The organism is Streptomyces sp. NPDC030222 (assembly GCF_055573115.1).
Genome location: NZ_JBVICA010000021.1, coordinates 122,549 through 139,122, shown reverse-complemented (window position 1 = coordinate 139,122; position 16,574 = coordinate 122,549). Strand labels below are relative to the sequence as shown.

Genomic DNA, 16,574 nt, shown 5'->3' with positions numbered 1-16,574 from the left:
AAGCTCAAGGGCGAGGACACGGCCGAGATCCGCACCGCGACCGAGAAGCTCGCCGCGGTCTCCCAGAAGCTCGGCCAGGCCATGTACGCCGACGCCCAGGGCGCCCCTGCCGGTGCCCAGGCGGGCGCCGGTGAGGCCCGTGCCGACGACGACGTCGTCGACGCCGAGATCGTCGACGACGAGAAGCCGAAGGGCGGCGCCGCATGACGGAGGAGACCCCGGGCTTCGAGGAGCAGCCCGACGTCCCCTCCGGCGCCACTCCCGGTGAAGCGGCGCAAGGCCCCGAGTCCGGCTCCGCCCAGGAGCCGGGCCCGGCGGCCCCGGCCGGGGACGATCTGCAGACCGTGGCCGTCACGGCACAGCTGGACCAGGCCCGCAGCGCCCTCAACGAGCGCACCGTGGACCTCCAGCGGCTCCAGGCGGAGTACCAGAACTACCGCCGTCGGGTGGAGCGGGACCGTGTCACGGTCAAGGAGATCGCCGTCGCGAACCTGCTGACCGAGCTGCTGCCCGTCCTCGACGACATCGGCCGCGCCCGGGAGCACGGCGAGCTGGTCGGCGGGTTCAAGTCCGTCGCCGAGTCGCTGGAGACGGTCGCGGCGAAGATGGGCCTCCAGCAGTTCGGCAAGGAGGGCGAGCCCTTCGACCCGACGATCCACGAGGCCCTGATGCACTCGTACGCGCCGGACGTCACCGAGACGACGTGCGTCGCGATCCTTCAGCCGGGGTACCGCATCGGGGAGCGCACCATCCGCCCCGCGCGGGTCGCGGTGGCCGAGCCCCAGCCCGGGGCCCAGCCGAAGGACGACCGGCCGGCCGACGAGGAGAGCGGTGGCCCGGACGAGGGCTGACGCCGATTCAGTGACGGGTCGAGAGGAGGGACACCGGGGATGAGCACGAAGGACTTCGTCGAGAAGGACTACTACAAGGTTCTCGGTGTCCCCAAGGACGCCACCGAGGCCGAGATCAAGAAGGCGTACCGGAAGCTCGCCCGCGAGTTCCACCCGGACGCCAACAAGGGGGACGCCGGGGCCGAGGCGCGCTTCAAGGAGATCTCCGAGGCGAACGACGTCCTCGGCGACCCCAAGAAGCGCAAGGAGTACGACGAGGCGCGTGCTCTGTTCGGCAACGGCGGCTTCCGGGCCGGCCCCGGCGGGGCAGGCGGATCGTTCAACTTCGACCTGGGCGACCTCTTCGGAGGCGCCCAGGGCGGCGGGGGCGGCGGCGGATTCGGCGGCGGCGGTCTCGGCGACGTGTTCGGCGGGCTGTTCAACCGCGGTACCGCCGGTACGCGCACCCAGCCGCGGCGCGGGCAGGACATCGAGTCCGAGGTGACGCTCAGCTTCACCGAGGCGGTCGACGGGGCCACGGTCCCGATCCGGCTGTCCAGCCAGTCCCCGTGCAAGGCCTGCTCGGGCACCGGCGACAAGAACGGCACTCCCCGGGTCTGCCCCACCTGTGTCGGCACCGGCCAGGTGTCGCGCGGCAGCGGTGGCGGATTCTCGCTCACCGACCCGTGCGTGGACTGCAAGGGCCGCGGGCTCATCGCCCAGGACCCCTGCGAAGTCTGCAAGGGCAGCGGGCGCGCCCGCTCCGCCCGGACCATGCAGGTGCGCATCCCGGCCGGGGTGAGCAATGGCCAGAAGATCCGGCTGCGCGGCAAGGGCGCCCCCGGCGAGCGCGGCGGACCGGCGGGCGACCTGTACGTCGTCGTGCACGTCGGCTCGCATCCGGTGTTCGGCCGCAAGGACGACAACCTCACCGTCACCGTGCCGGTCTCCTTCACGGAGGCCGCGCTCGGCGGCGAGGTGAAGGTGCCGACCCTCGGCGGGCCGCCGGTCACGCTGAAGCTCCCGGCCGGCACGCCCAACGGCCGCACGATGCGGGCGCGTGGGAAGGGTGCGGTCCGCAAGGACGGCACGCGCGGCGACCTGCTGGTCACCGTCGAGGTGCAGGTGCCCAAGGACCTGAGTACGGAGGCCCGCGACGCGCTGGAGGCCTACCGCAAGGCCACCGCCGACGAGGACCCCAGAGCAGAACTGTTCCAGGCCGCGAAGGGAGCATGAGATGGACGGCCGCCGTCGACAGCCGGCATACGGCAGGGCCTACGAACTCACTGACGAGACCCCGGTCTACGTCATCTCGGTGGCCGCCCAGCTGTCGGGTCTGCACCCGCAGACGCTCCGGCAGTACGACCGTCTCGGCCTGGTCTCACCCGACCGCACGGCGGGCCGCGGCCGGCGCTACTCGGCCCGGGACATCGAACTGCTCCGCCAGGTGCAGCAGTTGTCCCAGGACGAGGGCATCAACCTGGCCGGAATCAAGCGCATCATCGAACTGGAGAACCAGGTCGCCGCGCTCCAGCAGCGCGTCGCCGAACTGTCGGCGGCCGTGGAGGGCGCGGCGGCGGCGATGCAGCAGCGCGAGGCACAGGTGCACGCCTCGTACCGGCGCGACCTGGTGCCGTACCAGGACATGCAGCAGACCAGCGCGCTGGTCGTCTGGCGGCCCAAGCGGCAGGACTGACGGCCCCGGCGCCTGGGCTCGCACACCGGCGTCGTGGGCCCGCCTGCCGGTGTCGTGGGCCCGCCTGCCGGTGTCGTTGGCCCGCCTGCCGGTGTCGTGGGCCCCTCCGTCGGCACCCCTGGCCCGTCCCCGGCGTCCCCGGGCAGGTCCCGCCGTGCGGCGGCGTCCCGGGCAAGTCCCCCGCCCGTAAGCGCCCAGGCCCGTAAGCGCCCCCGCCCGTAAGCGCCCCGGCCCGCCCCATCGGCACCGCGCACGCGGTCATGTGAAGCACCACGGGCATCACCGCACCAACAGCATCACCCGTAACGGCGAAGGGCCGGAGAGCGCCAACGGCTCTCCGGCCCTTCGCCGTTCCCGCCGTCAGCATGCTGCCTCGCCCGTGCATCGAGCCGTCACCGGTTTCGCTTCAGCCGCTTCCGCCGCGCCGGCATTGACTTTCTCAGCGGAAAACGCAGAAGGAAATCAGGGACGCAGATGCCGGGGGGAAATCATGCGCAAGGGATTCACGTCTGCCGCGGTCTGTCCGATGCTCGCCGTCGCCGGTCTCACCGCCACGGCGGGCAGCGCCTCCGCGGCCGGTCTGCCCGGCACCGGGAGGCGGGCACCCCGGTGCCGGAGGTGCGCCGGCTGCCGGACGCCCACGCGGACGCCCTCGCCGCCCTGATCGCCGCGGCGCCCGGCCCCCGGGACCACCAACTGCTGCACCACCTGCGCATGGTGATGAACCGCAGGGGGCTCCCGCCAGGCGAAGAGGCCGCACCGGGCATGCTCGCGGGGCAGACTTCCGGAAAAACCGGAACGGTGAAGGGAACATGCGTGGCAACCGTCGTGACCTTGGCAGGGGACATGGTCCTGCTCGCCTACGACATCGAGAAGAGCCGGCTTCCCGTGCGGCAGACGCTCGCGCCCTCGGTGCGCGGCGCGCTGCTCGCCGGACTGCTCGCCGAGGGCCGGCTGGAGGACCGGGACGGCAGGGTCCACAGCACGGGTGAGGCCCCGTCGGACGAGGCGTCCCGTCGGCTGTGGACCACGATCGGGACCGACCCGGGCCGGCGGTGGACCCACTGGGTCCGCAGGGACGGCCGAGCGTCGATCGAGGACGTGCTGCGGACGCTGGAGCAGGACGGGCTGATCGAACGGAGCACGTCCCGCGTCTTCGGTCTCTTCCGGTACGCGCGGGTGGCGCTCACCGAGTCCGGTACGGCCGCCGTCAAGGACGTACGGGCCAGGGTGCTGGCCACGGCGGAGGGCCCGGCGGAGCGTGCCGCGCTGTTCACCGGGATCGCCCACGCCGGCCGCCAGCTCGGCTTCATACCGGCCGCCCGTCGCCGCGCGGCCGCTTCCCGCCTCGACGAACTCCTCGGCCGGGCCGAGCCCGTCGGGTCGGCGGTGCGCCGGGTCGTCCGCGACCTGGAGGGCGCAGCGGTGACGTGACCCGCCGGCGGACCGGCAGGGCCGTCGCTCGGTGGACCGCGTGCCGGAGCCGGCCGCGTGTCGGAGTCGGCCGCGTGTCGGATCCAGCCGCGCTCGCGCGCCAGCGGGGCCGCGTGGGGGCGGCTGGTCGCGTCCAGCAGGCGCAGCAGGTCGGCGACGTGGCGGCGGTAGTTGCGTACGGACATGCCGAGGTCACGGGCGCCGGTCTCGTCCTCGCCGACCTGGCACATGGACAGCAGGACCTGCCGCTCGACCTCGCTGGGCGCGTCCCCGGCGGGTTCCGGCTCCCCCAGGAGGTCCGCGAGGTCGGTCGTGTGGCACCGGATCTTCTCGAAGAGCGCCGGGATGTCGGCGACGAGTTCCGTCTCCTGGGCGATCGGCGCGCCGCGCGTGGTGTCGGACGGTCGAGAGGTACGTCCGCGGTGCGCCGGTGTTGATGCGAGGGAGAAGGGGCAGGCGGTCCCGGTCCCGGCCGTCCCTTCGTCCCGTCGTTCTGCCGGGTCGTTCTGCCGTTCTGTTGTCGGGTTCGTCCGGCAGGGTTCGTGTGGCAGTTCGTCCGACGGGGTTCCGGTGGGGCTCGTCGGGCAGGGTTCGTGCGGCAGTTCGTCCGACGGGTTCGTCCGGTGGCTTCGCCCGGTGGCGTTCGTCCCGCAGGTTCTTCCGTGGTGGCGTTCGTCCCGCAGGTTCTTCCGGCCGGGTTCAGGTGATGGCTTCCGCCGCGATGTCGAGGGCGGTCAGCCACAGGGGCTGGGCGCCGGTGCCGAACGCGGCCGCGAGGGCGTGCCCGATGGCGACGTCGGCGGCGAGGACCTTCGCTCCGTCCTGCCATTCGGCGTCGACCCTGCCGTCGCCGTCGGACGTGAGGGTGGCGAGGCGGCGGCCGTCGCGCAGCAGGCGGCTCTCGACCAGGGAACAGGGCACCAGCCGGTAGGCGGTGCCGGCGAGTTCGACGTCGACGCGGTAGGACCTGCGGGACAGCCGGCCCTTGGCGGGGGTGATGCGCGCCGTGGAGCCGTCGACGGTGAGGGTCAGCCGGGCGGGGTCGCGGGTGCCGATGGGGGTGTGGGTGTCGGGCTCGGTGCCGGGGGCGCGGACGAGGGTGACATGCGGCAGGGACGTGCCGGACACGTCGAGGGTGCCGGCCGGTCCGTCGAGGACGACGAGGGGGGTTTCGGCCAGGGGGTCGGGGTGCATGGTCCTTCCTTGGTGGGGGTTCGTCACGGTGGGTCAGTCGTCCTGGTCGAGGATCCCCGACCGGGCGATCAGATAGCCGAGTTGTGCGCGGCTGCCGCTGCCCAGCGCGCTGCCGAGCTTGGCGATGTGGGCCCGGCAGGTGCGGACGCTCATCCCGAGCCGGCGGGCGATGGCCTCGTCGACGTGGCCTTCGACGAGGAGCCGGGCGATGGAGCGCTGGACGCCGGTGATCCCGTCCGGGGTGTTGCCGTAGGGGATCTCCTTCTCCAGCGGGGTCGCGCAACGCCAGAACTGGTCGAAGACGGAGGCGAGATAGTCGACCAGGCCGGGGTGGTGGAGTTCGAGGGCGACCTGGCGGTCGCTGCGGGCCGGGATGATGGCGATCCGACGGTCGAAGATGATCATTCGCTCGATGAGTTCCTCGAGCGTACGGACCTCCACCCGGCCCGGCCTGACCTGGTCGAGGAAGGCGAAGAGTCCGGTGCCGTAGCGGGCCGTGTGCTGGTAGAGGTACCGCATCCGCACCCCGCGGCTGAGCAGCGACCGTACGCGGGGCAGCGCCTGGGTGAGCGCGAGCGGTGAACGGACGCCGCCGGGCTGCACGGTGAGGAGTTCCTCGGAGCACTGGGCGGTCGCCATGTCGAGCACCGCGTTGATCCGGCTGATGCCTTCGAGGACGGTGATGCCCTGTGCGCTGGGTCCCGCTTCGGCGCCGAGGGAGAGGAATGGCTCAAATGTTTCGGTGAGCCTGAGCGTGAGCCGGCGGCGCTCCTGTATCTCCTTCTCCAGCGGATTGAGCAGCTGCGCGAGGGCCGCGGAGGGCGGAACCGGTCGCAGCCATTCCGGATCGTCCGGATCCGGGTGCAGCAGTGCCAGATCGACGAGACACGGTGCCGCGTCCGCGTCGCTCCGGGCGATCCGGCCGGCACGCAGGGCTCGCGTGTAGAGCAGCGATCCGACCTCGCACAGTTCCGCCCGACTGTGGGGGTGCAGTGGTATGTCGCTGTTTGTCTCCATTTGAACACCCCCCAGGCTCCTGCATTTCAGGAACATGATGCATTGCCCCGGTGGTGGAAGGGCTCAGAGTGAGTCATCGTCTAGACCGCGGGGGAGAGGAAACCATCAAGTGAGGTCGAAGCCGCCCATGTCAAAGATTCTGCTTCGCTCGGCAGCAGCTCTCGGTCTTGCCGTAGCGGCCCTTTCCGTCTCCGTCGTCGCGGATGAGCCGTCCTGGACCAGCGAGCCGGCCGTGACGACCGCCCTGCCGGGCGAGCCGTCCTGGACCTTCGCGTCGGCGTCCGTGGCGGGCGAGCCGTCATGGACCGTGGCCCCCGTCGGCGCATGACGGTTCCACCGGACGACCGGGTCTTCCGCCGGGAGATGGCAACGGCCTACCGCTCGGGGTGGCATTTCATCGATCTCGTCACGGCCATTCCTCATCGTGGCGATTCGTTGATGGTCACTCTCTTCGGAGAACCCGTGGTCGTCGTCAGGGAAGAGGATGAGGACGTCCGCGCCTACCGGTGCCTCCGTCGGCCACGGGGAGCTCCGCAGCCTGTTCGCTGTGCCGTTCGCTACGGCATGGTGTTCGTCAACCTCGACCAGCGGGACACCCAGCTGGCCGAGCCCGATACCAGCACCACCACCCCCCGCAGTGCCTGACGCGATTCCCCCGTCGTTGTAAATCGCGCAGGTGCTTCCCCCACACAGCGGCGCCATCGTGGACCTGAACACGATGGCGCCGCTGTGCTGTTCCGGGCCGGGGCCGCCCGGGGGCGATTCCGGCCCCGGAGCGGCGTCCGGTCCGGCGGCCGGCCTTCTCAGGGCCGGCCCAGCGCCCGGGTCAGGGTGATCTCCAGGACGACCCGGTCGGGGTTGGGCGCCGGCATCCGGTCGTAGCGCTCGGCGTACCGGTTCACCGCGTCGGCGACCACCTCCGCCTCGGTCCGGACCACCGCACGGCCCTCCAGCGTCGCCCAGCGGCCCTTGTCGACCTGGCAGAGCGCCACCCGGGCGCCGCCGGGCCCGGCGGCGAGGACATTGGCGACCTTGCGGCTGTTCTTGTTGGTGATGACCCGGGCGATGCCCTGCTCGGGGTCGTAGGTGGAGCCGACAGGGACGACGTGCGGACTGCCGTCCGGACGCTGCGTCGTCAGCGTGCAGATGTGGTACTCCCGCCAGAAGGCGACGAACTCGGGACCGGGGTTGCGGACGTCGTGGGCCATGACCGGCAGCGTAGTTGCGGGCCGTGCGCGGCCGACACCGGGCACTGTGCGGGCGGGCGGCGCGTTGGCCGGATGTGAGAGAGATCGTTTTTCCCCGCAGCGTGCCCGTCTGCGTGCTCCGCGGCTCCGCCGGGGACTCCGTCGCGCCCCGCGCCGACCACGGCCACGACCCGCACGCGTACGTCGAGATCGGTTCGCTGACCAAGGTGCTCACCGGCACCCTGATGATGCGCCTCGCCGAGGCCGGCGCGCTGCACGCCGACGACCCCGTGGACGTCCACCTGACGGTCCCCGCGGGGTCGGGGATCACGCTGCGGCACCTCGCCGCGCACACCTCCGGCCTGCCCCGGCTGCCGCCCCTGGAGCTGCGCGGCGCGGACCCGTACCGCGCGTTCGACGAGGCGGCGCTCGCCGGACTGCTGGACCGCCTCGACCGGACCGCCGTGCGGTCGCCGGGCGAGGCGGAGGAGTACTCGAACTACGGGTACGCCGTGCTCGGCGCGGCCCTCGTGGCCGCCGGCGGGCGCCCGTACGAGGAGCTGCTGCGGGAACACGTCCTGGAGCCGCTCGGAGTCGCCGAGGTGACCGCGCGCCCGCCGGCGCAGCGGCTGCTGGGCGCCAGGAGCCTCCTCGGCCGGGAGCGCGCCCGGTGGACCATGTCCGGCCCGATCCTCCCGGCGGGGGGCCTGTGGGCCACGCCCACGGCCGCGGCCGCGCTGCTCCGCGGGCTGCTGCTGGAGCGGAGGCTCGGGGACCCGGCGCCCTCCTGGCAGCGCGCGGGCACGGCGGAGACGCCGCTGCTGTGGCACAACGGCGCGACCCGGGACGCGTCGGTGTTCGCCGGTGCGCTGCCCGAGACCGGTGAGTGGGTCGTCGTCCACAGGCTGGGGGGATCCCCCGAACGTACCGACGCGCTGGGTGTGGAAACCCTGAAGGCCGCGTATCGGGCCCGGAACCACCCTTGAGTGGAATAGACTCAACTTTGTGCACGCTGAACGAGTCATGGCCGTACGGAGTCATGGCCGTACGGAGTCGTAGCTGGGCCGTGGTGGCCGGAGGGCTGGGGCGCGGCCGAGGAACGCATATCCGTCCATGAGGACGTGAGGAGGAGAGAGCGCACGTGGACGCCGAGCTGACCAACCGGAGCCGGGACGCGATCAACGCGGCCACCAGCCGTGCCGTGACCGCCGGGCACCCGGACCTGACCCCCGCGCACCTGCTGCTGGCGCTGCTGGAGGGCCGGGACAACGAGAACATCACCGACCTGCTGGCCGCCGTCGAAGCCGACCAGGCCGCGGTACGTTCCGGCGCGGAACGCCTGCTCGCCGGGCTGCCCGCCGTCACCGGCTCGACCGTGGCGCCGCCGCAGCCGAACCGCGAGATGCTCGCCGTCGTCGCCGACGCGGGGCAGCGGGCCAAGGAGCTGGGCGACGACTTCCTCTCCACGGAGCACCTGCTCGTCGCCGTCGCCGCCAAGGGCGGCGCGGCCGGTGAGCTGCTCACCGGGCAGGGCGCGAGCGCTGCGAGACTGCTGGAGGCGTTCGAGAGGACCAGGGGAGGGCGCAGGGTGACCACACCCGACCCGGAGGGCCAGTACAAGGCCCTGGAGAAGTTCGGCACCGATTTCACGGCGGCCGCCCGCGAGGGGCGCCTCGACCCGGTCATCGGCCGGGACCAGGAGATCCGCCGTGTCGTCCAGGTGCTGTCGCGGCGCACCAAGAACAACCCGGTGCTGATCGGTGAGCCCGGCGTCGGCAAGACCGCCGTCGTCGAGGGGCTCGCCCAGCGCATCGTCAAGGGCGACGTGCCCGAGTCGCTGCGCGACAAGCGTCTGGTCGCGCTGGACCTCGGTGCGATGGTCGCGGGCGCCAAGTACCGCGGCGAGTTCGAGGAGCGGCTGAAGACCGTCCTGGCCGAGATCAAGGACAGCGACGGGCGGATCATCACCTTCATCGACGAGCTGCACACCGTCGTCGGCGCCGGTGCCGGCGGCGACTCCGCCATGGACGCCGGCAACATGCTGAAGCCGATGCTGGCCCGCGGTGAACTGCGCATGGTCGGCGCAACCACCCTCGACGAGTACCGCGAGCGGATCGAGAAGGACCCGGCGCTGGAGCGCCGCTTCCAGCAGGTCCTGGTCGCCGAGCCGTCCGTCGAGGACACCGTCGCCATCCTGCGCGGACTCAAGGGCCGGTACGAGGCCCACCACAAGGTCCAGATCAACGACTCGGCGCTGGTCGCCGCCGCGACCCTCTCCGACCGGTACATCACCTCCCGGTTCCTGCCGGACAAGGCGATCGACCTGGTCGACGAGGCCGCGTCCCGGCTCCGTATGGAGATCGACTCCTCGCCCGTCGAGATCGACGAACTCCAGCGGGTCGTGGACCGGCTGAGGATGGAGGAGCTGGCCCTGTCCAAGGAGACCGACGAGGCCTCCCGGCAGCGCCTGGACAAGCTCCGCCGCGACCTCGCCGACAAGGAGGAGGAGCTGCGCGGACTCACCGCCCGCTGGGAGAAGGAGAAGCAGTCCCTCAACCGCGTCGGCGAGCTGAAGGAACAGCTCGACGAACTGCGCGGCCGTGCCGAGCGCGCCCAGCGCGACGGCGACTTCGACACCGCCTCCAAGCTGCTCTACGGCGAGATCCCCGCCGTAGAGCGGGAGCTGGCGGCGGCCACCGAGGCCGAGCAGGAGGCCGCGAAGGACACCATGGTCAAGGAGGAGGTCGGCCCGGACGACATCGCCGACGTCGTCGGCTCCTGGACCGGCATCCCGGCCGGGCGGCTGCTGGAGGGCGAGACCCAGAAGCTGCTGCGCATGGAGGACGAGCTCGGCAAGCGGCTGATCGGCCAGTCCGAGGCGGTACGGGCGGTGTCCGACGCGGTGCGCCGCACCCGGGCAGGCGTCGCCGACCCGGACCGGCCCACCGGCTCGTTCCTGTTCCTCGGCCCGACCGGCGTCGGCAAGACCGAGCTCGCCAAGGCCCTCGCGGACTTCCTCTTCGACGACGAGCGGGCCATGGTCCGCATCGACATGAGCGAGTACGGCGAGAAGCACTCCGTCGCCCGGCTCGTCGGCGCCCCGCCCGGCTACGTCGGCTACGAGGAGGGCGGCCAGCTGACCGAGGCGGTGCGCCGCCGCCCCTACAGCGTGGTCCTGCTGGACGAGGTCGAGAAGGCCCACCCCGAGGTCTTCGACGTCCTGCTCCAGGTCCTCGACGACGGCCGGCTCACCGACGGGCAGGGCCGCACGGTGGACTTCCGCAACACCATCCTGATCCTGACCTCGAACCTCGGCAGCCAGTACCTCGTCGACCCGCTGACCGGGGACGAGGAGAAGAAGCGGCGGGTGCTGGAGGTGGTCCGGGCCACCTTCAAGCCGGAGTTCCTGAACCGTCTCGACGACCTCGTGGTGTTCTCGTCCCTCGACAAGGACGAACTGTCCCGCGTCGCCGAGCTGCAGATCGCCCGCCTCGCCCGGCGCCTGGCAGAGCGCCGGCTCACCCTGGAAGTCACCCCGGCCGCCCTGGCGTGGCTCGCCGACGAGGGCATGGACCCCGCGTACGGCGCCCGGCCGCTGCGCCGGCTGGTGCAGACCGCCATCGGCGACCGGCTGGCCCGGGAGATCCTCGCCGGCGAGATCAAGGACGGCGACACGGTCCGTGTCGACGTCTTCGGCGACGGCCTGTTGGTGGGGGCGGCCGGCTGATGTTGGGCCATCGGTGTCCGCGTGTCCGCTTCGAGCGGATCGCGGGCGCCGGGGGTTGCCATCCGTGGTCCTGGATAGGGGAGGATGAGGGGAACCTTATGAAGGGAAATCCACGGTGAGCATCGACCCGTCCTCGATTCCTAACTTCGGGGCGCAGCCCGAGCCGCAGCCGACCGGACCGGCCGGTCCCGTCGTTCCCGACCAGGACCTGGTCAAGCAGCTGCTCGACCAGATGGAGCTGAAGTACGTCGTGGACGACGAGGGCGACCTCGCCGCGCCGTGGGAGGAATTCCGGACGTACTTCATGTTCCGCGGCGAGGAGGAGCAGCAGGTCTTCTCGGTGCGGACCTTCTACGACCGGCCGCACGCGATCGAGGAGAAGTCCCGGCTCCTTGAGACCATCGACGACTGGAACCGCCGCACTCTGTGGCCCAAGCTCTACACGCACACGCAGGACGACGGCACCGTCCGCCTGATCGGCGAGGCGCAGATGCTGATCGGCACCGGCGTCAGCCTGGAGCACTTCGTGTCGTCGACGGTCAGCTGGGTGCGCGCCTCGATCGAGTTCGACAAGTGGCTCGTCGAGCAGCTGGGCCTGGAGAAGGACATCGAGGACGAAGAGGGCCCCGAGGACGACGAGTCCTGACCCGTCCCCACGGGCCCCACGGACACGAGAGCCCGGCCAGGGCGGCGGCCACCACACCGCCGCTCCGGCCGGGCTCTGCCGTGACAGTGGTATCGGCGGCCTCGGTGACAGGGCGCTGTCCGCCGCCCGACCACACACGGGAAGGAGCCGTCCATGAGCGTCGACGCGATCGTGCACACCGAGTTCCCCAAGGGGTACACGGTCCTGTTCGGAGCCGACGGAAAGGTGATCACGACTCCGCGGAGCGAAGAGCACTCCAGCGCCATCGGATCCATGCAGATCGACTCCGCTCTCGCCCTCGGTCGTCACGCGAAGGTCACCTCCGACGTCTGCATCGACTTCCCCGCCGACGAGAACTCCGCCCCCGATCTGGCGATCCTTCGCGAGGAGGCCGACGGCCGCACCTTCACTCTCGACCTCGACGAACCCCCGCGTCCGGAGCCCGAGGCGAACTCCGGCTGACGAAGGGCTCCCGGTGTGACGGTGCCCTCGGCGGCGCTGTGGTCGGGAGCGGTCGTGCCCGGGCACGATCCTCACCGCCCCGTCCGTGTTCCGAAGACCTGCGGTCACCCCTTCAGGAGCCGGGTTTCCGCCTCCTGGGTCAAGCCGTCCGCGAGCTTCAGTTCGCCTTCCGGGACGGACCGCTGCCAGATCCAGGTGTCGGTGATCGTTTCGGTGGCCGGACGGCAGCGGAGGCCCGTGGCATGGGCTCGGGAGGTGTCGCCCGCGTGGATCGCGGCGTGGAAGTCCGTGCCGGGCGGGGCCCAGACGGGGAGGTCGGTCCAGGGGGAGAGGCCGGCGGCGGCGATCGCGTCGGGGGGCGTCCAGCGGAGTTCGGCGGCGGAGCCCGTGACGCGTACGCAGGTGTCCAGGAGTTCGCCGATGGTGGTGTGGCCCGGCTGCGAGACGAGGTTGTAGGGGCCGTGCAGGGCCGCCTCCAAGGCGTCCAGGAGCCACGTCGCCAAGTCGCGTACGTCGATGTACTGGAGGGTGGTGTCCCGAGGGCCAGGGGCGGGGATCGCGCCGCCCCTGGCGATGCGGGACAGCCACCACGGCAGGCGGCCCGCGTTCTCGCGAGGGCCCAGGATCAGGCCCGGGCGTACCAGCAGGGCGCGGTCCGGGCCGAAGGCGCGCAGCACGGCCAGTTCCGCGCCCCGCTTGTCGGACGCGAAGTCGGTCGGCTCCGCGTCCGGGTCGCCGTCGACCAGCGGGCCGAACTCGTCCAGACCCGCCGGCGCCGGCCACGCGTAGACCGAGCGGCTGGAGACGAAGGCGTAGCGTCCGGCGCGCCCCGCCAGCAGGCCGGCCGTGTCGCGCACCGCGGTCGGGGCACCCGACCAGGTGTCGACGACTGCGTCCCACTCCCCTGTCGCCAGGGCGGCCAGGCCATCCTCCTCCGTGCGGTCGCCGTGCAGGACGCGCACACCGGGCGGGGCCGGGTGCACGCCCCGGTGGAAGACGGTAACGTCCCAACCCCTGGCGAGACCGGCCTCGGCGGCCGCCCGCCCCGCGAAGTCCGTTCCGCCCAGCAGCAACAGCCTCATCCTGGTTCCTTTCCGTGTTCTTCCCGCTCTTCGTACGCGGCCACCGCCCCCGCGTACCCGAGCAGGGTCGGTACGTCCGCCATCCGCCATCCGCCACCCGCCATCCGGGGATTCGGGCGGCCCGGGTGGCGGGCGGCGTTCCGGACCGGACGCCGGTGTCACCCCGTGGTGCGGTCGCGGTACGCGGCGAAGCGCTCGGCGATCTCCCGGGCGCGGTCCTCGGCCTCCGACAGCTTCATCTCGGCGCAGTCGTAACCGAGTTCCCTCTTCATGATCGCCATGGCGGAGGGTTCGAAGACGACGGTGCCGTCCGCGCGGATCTCGCTGATCCCGTCGTGCAGCTGGCCTGAGAGGTTGATGGCGTGCGCCTCCTCCGCCGTCATGCCGTCGGGGAGCAGCGCGCGGAACTTGCCGTTCTCGATCGCCACCGGGTAGCCGCCGAGCGCCCCGTCCGCGCCGGGCGCGTGGACCACCGCGTCGCGCTGGTCGGCGAGCGGCTCGAGGACGCTGAGCGCGGAGGACGCGGTCATCGTCTGGCCGGGCAGGCCGCCGGTGCGGCGGTACTCGCCGGGGAGGCGGCCCAAGAGCGCCGCCACATCCAGGTCGGCGGTGATGTCGCGGCCGTCGAGGCGGATGCCGAGGCCCATGCCGGCGGGGCCGCTGTTGCCGGTGCGGGAGAGGCGGTGCGAGACGTAGTGGTGGGCGACCAGGCGCACCTCCACGTCGGCGGTGCTGCGGCCCAGTTCGTCGGCGGCGACGGCGGTGATCCCGGGGACGTTGTTGGCGACGTTGCCGATCCCGATGTCCGGGGAGAGGCCGATCGCGGAGAGCGCGGGGTGCACGGCGTCGGGGTAGGCGGCGTTGACGACCAGGGCCTGGGTGCCGGAGAGGCGGACGGCCTCCATGGCCTTCATCACCGGGACGAGGTGCATGGGCAGCCACGGGCCGTAGTTGGCGGCGTACACCCGCTGGAAGGCGTCCTGCCGGAGCGTGGAGATGACCCACCAGGACTGGTAGCTGACGGCCAGGAAGATGATGTCGGGGCCGAAGGCGGCTATCCGCTCGGCGGTGCGCGCCACGTCGGTGATGTCGGTCAGCGCGTGGCTGACACCGGTGGCGCAGCCACGCTGGACGCTGCAGAAGCGGGTCAGGTTGGCGGCCTTGAGCACCGTCTCCTCGTCGCGGCCGACCAGCTGGACGTGACGGTCGTTCGGGCTGTGCGCCAAGTCGTGGAAGACGCGGCGGCCGATGTCACCGGCACCCAGGACCATGATCTTGCGGGGGTTGTTCATGAGGTGCCTCCAAGGGGCGCGGCGGCGAAGGGGGTGGCGGCGGGCGTCATCAGGTGGGCGTCGCGGACCAGTCGGGGCAGCGAGCGCATGGACGGGAAGGTGACGGCGCCCTCCCGGTGCGGCGGGGTGGCCGGGTCGGCGGTGTACTGCAGGACCCGCATCCCGGCGGCCACGGCGGCGTCCACGCCGACCGGGCTGTCCTCGACCACGACGCACTCGTCGGGCGTGACGCCGCACCGCTCGGCCGCGCAGCGGAACAGCGTCGGGTCGGGTTTCCAGGCGCCCACGTCGTACGCGGAGAAGAGCCGGCCGCCGAAGTGGTGCAGGATCCCGGCCTTCTCCAGGCGGCTCTCGATGATGCCGAGCGGGCTGTTGGAGGCCACGCACATGCGGTCGCCGATGTCGGCGGCGAGCTGTTCGAGGGCGTACGCGACGCCGTCGATGGGCTCGATGCGGTCGCCGATCAGTTCCTCGCACTTGGCGCGGGCGATCACCATGGCGTTCCGCGGCGGGGCGGTGCGTGCCAGGTCCGCCATCAGGTCGATGCACTCCTGCATCTTCTTGCCGGAGAACAGCTCGTCCCGTTGTTCCTTGTCCAGGTGCAGGCCCATGAGCTCGCCGACGTGGGCGATCCCGCCGTTCTCGGCGTCCTGCGTGTCGACCAGGACGCCGTCCAGGTCGAAGACGACGAACTCGGCCGCCGTCACGGGAGACTCACTCATAGTCGATCCAGTCCACGCTCTCGATGGCGGCCACGGTCGCGGCCAGTTCCTCATGGGTCGCGGCGGAACCGATGACGGCAGCCGTGTTGCCGCGCGCGCCGATCCGCCAGTCCACGTCCGCGCCCGGCTCGGCGAGCACGACGACCCGGTCGACGCGGTCGAGGCGACGCAGCGCGGAGACCCCCCGGATGGCGCGCACCCGACGGGCGCCGACGGGCGGCACGGTCAGGTAGTGGAAGGCGATCGGCCCGCCACGCTTGACCTCGGGGGTCTCGTACGGGAGGCCGAGGGCGGCGGCGACCGCGACGAACGCCGGGTCGGAGGTGCCGGAGCGGACCGCGAGGTCGTCGACCCAGGCGCCGAGCCGGCCGTTGACCTCGATGACCCGGGGGCCGTCAGCGGTCAGCTTGATCTCGACGTCGGCGACGCCGTGGATGTTCAGGGCGCGCACCGCGCGGCAGGCCAGGTCGCGGACCTCGCGCTCCTCCGCCTCCGGTACGACGGAGAAGCCGCCGTAGCCGCCGCGCTCGCGGAACGGCTCGGCGAGGGCGAACTTGCTGGTGACGAACACCGGCCGTACGTCGTCGCCGTCGGCGACGCAGTCCACCGCGATGTAGTCGCCCCAGGGCGCCGGGGTCGGCCGCCCCACCAGGAGCTCCTCCAACATCACGGCCGTCTCGGCGGGCCCGCCGTCGGAGCCGGTGAGGATCGCCGCGAGGGCGGTCCGGCACTCCTCGGGCGTGGCGACGGCCTGCGTGTTGCGGCTCGACGCGCCGATCACCGGTTTGATGATGGCGGGCAGTCCGACGTAGGCGATCGCCTCGTCGGCCTGGGCGGGGTCGGTCAGGGTACGGAAGCGCACGCTGTCGACGCCCGCCTCGGCGAACCGCTGCCGCTGGAGGTCCTTGTGGGTGATGGCGTCGACGTCGGCGGGCCGGTGGTAGCGCAGGCCGAGGGCCTCGGCGAGCCGTACGGTGGGGGCGATCTGGAACTCGCTGAAGGTGATGATGCCCGCCGGGGCGAGCGCGCGCAGCGCGGCCTCGGTCTCCGCCTCGGTGCGGCCCGCGGTGTTCACCACGGTGCCGACCATCTCCAGGGCCGGGATCATTTCCTGGGCGTGCTCGGTGTCCGCCGTCACGAACACCAGGTCGCAGCCGGCCTGCCGGGCCGCCTCGGTGAGCCGGGTGGGTGCGAGGCTGCCTGCGTCGTAGACGACGAGCAGGACCGGGTTGCCGGGGGTGTCGGGGGTTTCGGGAATGTCGGGGCTCGTTGGAATCCTGGTCAT

17 protein-coding genes and 2 pseudogenes are annotated in these 16,574 nt (G+C 72.1%); 11 read left to right on the top strand and 8 right to left on the bottom strand.

Going from position 1 to position 16,574, the window contains the following annotated elements:
- From dnaK to ACZ4Z5_RS26670, 5 genes and pseudogenes are all read left to right on the top strand, one after another.
- A pseudogene (dnaK, locus tag ACZ4Z5_RS26690) lies at window positions 1-207 on the top strand (molecular chaperone DnaK); the annotation flags it as partial.
- Window positions 204-851: a nucleotide exchange factor GrpE gene (gene grpE, locus ACZ4Z5_RS26685; RefSeq protein ID WP_468267014.1), complete on the top strand. Its 648-nt coding sequence runs from the start codon at window positions 204-206 to the stop codon at window positions 849-851. The pseudogene dnaK and the gene grpE, both read left to right, overlap by 4 nt.
- 39 nt (window positions 852-890) lie before the next feature.
- Complete coding sequence (dnaJ, locus tag ACZ4Z5_RS26680) at window positions 891-2,066, top strand: molecular chaperone DnaJ (RefSeq protein ID WP_468267012.1); 1,176 nt, start codon at window positions 891-893, stop codon at window positions 2,064-2,066.
- Window position 2,067: 1 nt separating this feature from the next.
- A complete protein-coding gene (locus ACZ4Z5_RS26675; RefSeq protein WP_468267010.1) occupies window positions 2,068-2,526 on the top strand; it encodes a heat shock protein transcriptional repressor HspR in 459 nt (152 codons plus the stop codon).
- A 609-nt stretch (window positions 2,527-3,135) separates the two neighbouring features.
- A complete protein-coding gene (locus ACZ4Z5_RS26670) occupies window positions 3,136-3,960 on the top strand; it encodes a GOLPH3/VPS74 family protein (protein WP_468267008.1) in 825 nt (274 codons plus the stop codon).
- An 80-nt stretch (window positions 3,961-4,040) separates the two neighbouring features.
- Here ACZ4Z5_RS26670 and ACZ4Z5_RS26665 read toward each other — a convergent pair.
- From ACZ4Z5_RS26665 to ACZ4Z5_RS26655, 3 genes and pseudogenes are all read right to left on the bottom strand, one after another.
- A pseudogene (locus ACZ4Z5_RS26665) lies at window positions 4,041-4,390 on the bottom strand (helix-turn-helix domain-containing protein); the annotation flags it as partial.
- A 269-nt stretch (window positions 4,391-4,659) separates the two neighbouring features.
- Window positions 4,660-5,154: a hypothetical protein gene (locus tag ACZ4Z5_RS26660; RefSeq protein ID WP_468267006.1), complete on the bottom strand. Its 495-nt coding sequence runs from the start codon at window positions 5,152-5,154 to the stop codon at window positions 4,660-4,662.
- A gap of 33 nt (window positions 5,155-5,187) precedes the next feature.
- Complete coding sequence (locus ACZ4Z5_RS26655) at window positions 5,188-6,171, bottom strand: helix-turn-helix transcriptional regulator (RefSeq protein ID WP_468267004.1); 984 nt, start codon at window positions 6,169-6,171, stop codon at window positions 5,188-5,190.
- 127 nt (window positions 6,172-6,298) lie between these two features.
- On the opposite strand from ACZ4Z5_RS26655, the gene ACZ4Z5_RS26650 reads away from it, so the two are divergent.
- Both ACZ4Z5_RS26650 and ACZ4Z5_RS26645 read left to right on the top strand, forming a co-directional pair.
- A complete protein-coding gene (locus tag ACZ4Z5_RS26650) occupies window positions 6,299-6,499 on the top strand; it encodes a hypothetical protein (RefSeq protein WP_468267002.1) in 201 nt (66 codons plus the stop codon).
- Window positions 6,496-6,816 (top strand): (2Fe-2S)-binding protein, encoded by a 321-nt coding sequence (locus ACZ4Z5_RS26645; RefSeq protein WP_468267000.1) that lies wholly within the window; start codon window positions 6,496-6,498, stop codon window positions 6,814-6,816. Before ACZ4Z5_RS26650 ends, ACZ4Z5_RS26645 begins: the two co-directional genes overlap by 4 nt.
- A gap of 158 nt (window positions 6,817-6,974) precedes the next feature.
- Here ACZ4Z5_RS26645 and ACZ4Z5_RS26640 read toward each other — a convergent pair whose 3' ends face one another.
- Window positions 6,975-7,379, bottom strand: a complete 405-nt coding sequence (locus ACZ4Z5_RS26640; RefSeq protein WP_468266998.1) for a pyridoxamine 5'-phosphate oxidase family protein — start codon at window positions 7,377-7,379, stop codon at window positions 6,975-6,977.
- Window positions 7,380-7,480: 101 nt separating this feature from the next.
- Here ACZ4Z5_RS26640 and ACZ4Z5_RS26635 point away from each other — a divergent pair, with 101 nt between their 5' ends.
- The 4 genes from ACZ4Z5_RS26635 to ACZ4Z5_RS26620 all read left to right on the top strand — a co-directional run bounded on the left by ACZ4Z5_RS26635 (window position 7,481) and on the right by ACZ4Z5_RS26620 (window position 12,193).
- A complete protein-coding gene (locus ACZ4Z5_RS26635) occupies window positions 7,481-8,344 on the top strand; it encodes a serine hydrolase domain-containing protein (protein WP_468266996.1) in 864 nt (287 codons plus the stop codon).
- A 155-nt stretch (window positions 8,345-8,499) separates the two neighbouring features.
- The gene (gene clpB, locus ACZ4Z5_RS26630) at window positions 8,500-11,085 is read left to right on the top strand and encodes an ATP-dependent chaperone ClpB (protein WP_468266994.1); all 2,586 of its coding nucleotides are present in this window, start codon (window positions 8,500-8,502) and stop codon (window positions 11,083-11,085) included.
- 115 nt (window positions 11,086-11,200) lie between these two features.
- The gene (locus tag ACZ4Z5_RS26625) at window positions 11,201-11,731 is read left to right on the top strand and encodes a YbjN domain-containing protein (RefSeq protein ID WP_468266992.1); all 531 of its coding nucleotides are present in this window, start codon (window positions 11,201-11,203) and stop codon (window positions 11,729-11,731) included.
- A 153-nt stretch (window positions 11,732-11,884) separates the two neighbouring features.
- Window positions 11,885-12,193 (top strand): hypothetical protein, encoded by a 309-nt coding sequence (locus ACZ4Z5_RS26620; RefSeq protein WP_468266990.1) that lies wholly within the window; start codon window positions 11,885-11,887, stop codon window positions 12,191-12,193.
- Window positions 12,194-12,297: 104 nt separating this feature from the next.
- Here ACZ4Z5_RS26620 and ACZ4Z5_RS26615 read toward each other — a convergent pair whose 3' ends face one another.
- From ACZ4Z5_RS26615 to ACZ4Z5_RS26600, 4 genes are all read right to left on the bottom strand, one after another.
- A complete protein-coding gene (locus ACZ4Z5_RS26615; protein ID WP_468266988.1) occupies window positions 12,298-13,275 on the bottom strand; it encodes an NAD-dependent epimerase/dehydratase family protein in 978 nt (325 codons plus the stop codon).
- Window positions 13,276-13,433: 158 nt separating this feature from the next.
- The gene (locus ACZ4Z5_RS26610) at window positions 13,434-14,567 is read right to left on the bottom strand and encodes a hypothetical protein (RefSeq protein ID WP_468266986.1); all 1,134 of its coding nucleotides are present in this window, start codon (window positions 14,565-14,567) and stop codon (window positions 13,434-13,436) included.
- Window positions 14,564-15,289 carry an HAD family hydrolase gene (locus ACZ4Z5_RS26605; protein ID WP_468266984.1) on the bottom strand — a complete coding sequence of 242 codons (726 nt, stop codon included), beginning with the start codon at window positions 15,287-15,289 and terminating at the stop codon, window positions 14,564-14,566. The genes ACZ4Z5_RS26610 and ACZ4Z5_RS26605 overlap by 4 nt, the downstream gene beginning before the upstream one ends.
- Complete coding sequence (locus tag ACZ4Z5_RS26600; RefSeq protein ID WP_468266982.1) at window positions 15,282-16,574, bottom strand: ATP-grasp domain-containing protein; 1,293 nt, start codon at window positions 16,572-16,574, stop codon at window positions 15,282-15,284. Before ACZ4Z5_RS26600 ends, ACZ4Z5_RS26605 begins: the two co-directional genes overlap by 8 nt.

Excerpts from the sequence above, each read along its gene's own strand:
- ACZ4Z5_RS26675 (WP_468267010.1), top strand. The coding sequence starts at position 2,068 with ATGGACGGCCGCCGTCGACAGCCGGCATACGGCAGGGCCTACGAACTC.
- ACZ4Z5_RS26615 (WP_468266988.1), bottom strand. The coding sequence starts at position 13,275 with ATGAGGCTGTTGCTGCTGGGCGGAACGGACTTCGCGGGGCGGGCGGCC.
- grpE (WP_468267014.1), top strand. The coding sequence starts at position 204 with ATGACGGAGGAGACCCCGGGCTTCGAGGAGCAGCCCGACGTCCCCTCC.
- ACZ4Z5_RS26610 (WP_468266986.1), bottom strand. The coding sequence starts at position 14,567 with ATGAACAACCCCCGCAAGATCATGGTCCTGGGTGCCGGTGACATCGGC.
- ACZ4Z5_RS26655 (WP_468267004.1), bottom strand. The coding sequence starts at position 6,171 with ATGGAGACAAACAGCGACATACCACTGCACCCCCACAGTCGGGCGGAA.
- ACZ4Z5_RS26640 (WP_468266998.1), bottom strand. The coding sequence starts at position 7,379 with ATGGCCCACGACGTCCGCAACCCCGGTCCCGAGTTCGTCGCCTTCTGG.
- ACZ4Z5_RS26645 (WP_468267000.1), top strand. The coding sequence starts at position 6,496 with ATGACGGTTCCACCGGACGACCGGGTCTTCCGCCGGGAGATGGCAACG.
- dnaJ (WP_468267012.1), top strand. The coding sequence starts at position 891 with ATGAGCACGAAGGACTTCGTCGAGAAGGACTACTACAAGGTTCTCGGT.
- ACZ4Z5_RS26620 (WP_468266990.1), top strand. The coding sequence starts at position 11,885 with ATGAGCGTCGACGCGATCGTGCACACCGAGTTCCCCAAGGGGTACACG.
- ACZ4Z5_RS26660 (WP_468267006.1), bottom strand. The coding sequence starts at position 5,154 with ATGCACCCCGACCCCCTGGCCGAAACCCCCCTCGTCGTCCTCGACGGA.
- ACZ4Z5_RS26605 (WP_468266984.1), bottom strand. The coding sequence starts at position 15,289 with ATGAGTGAGTCTCCCGTGACGGCGGCCGAGTTCGTCGTCTTCGACCTG.
- ACZ4Z5_RS26600 (WP_468266982.1), bottom strand. The coding sequence starts at position 16,574 with ATGACCAGGATTCCAACGAGCCCCGACATTCCCGAAACCCCCGACACC.
- ACZ4Z5_RS26650 (WP_468267002.1), top strand. The coding sequence starts at position 6,299 with ATGTCAAAGATTCTGCTTCGCTCGGCAGCAGCTCTCGGTCTTGCCGTA.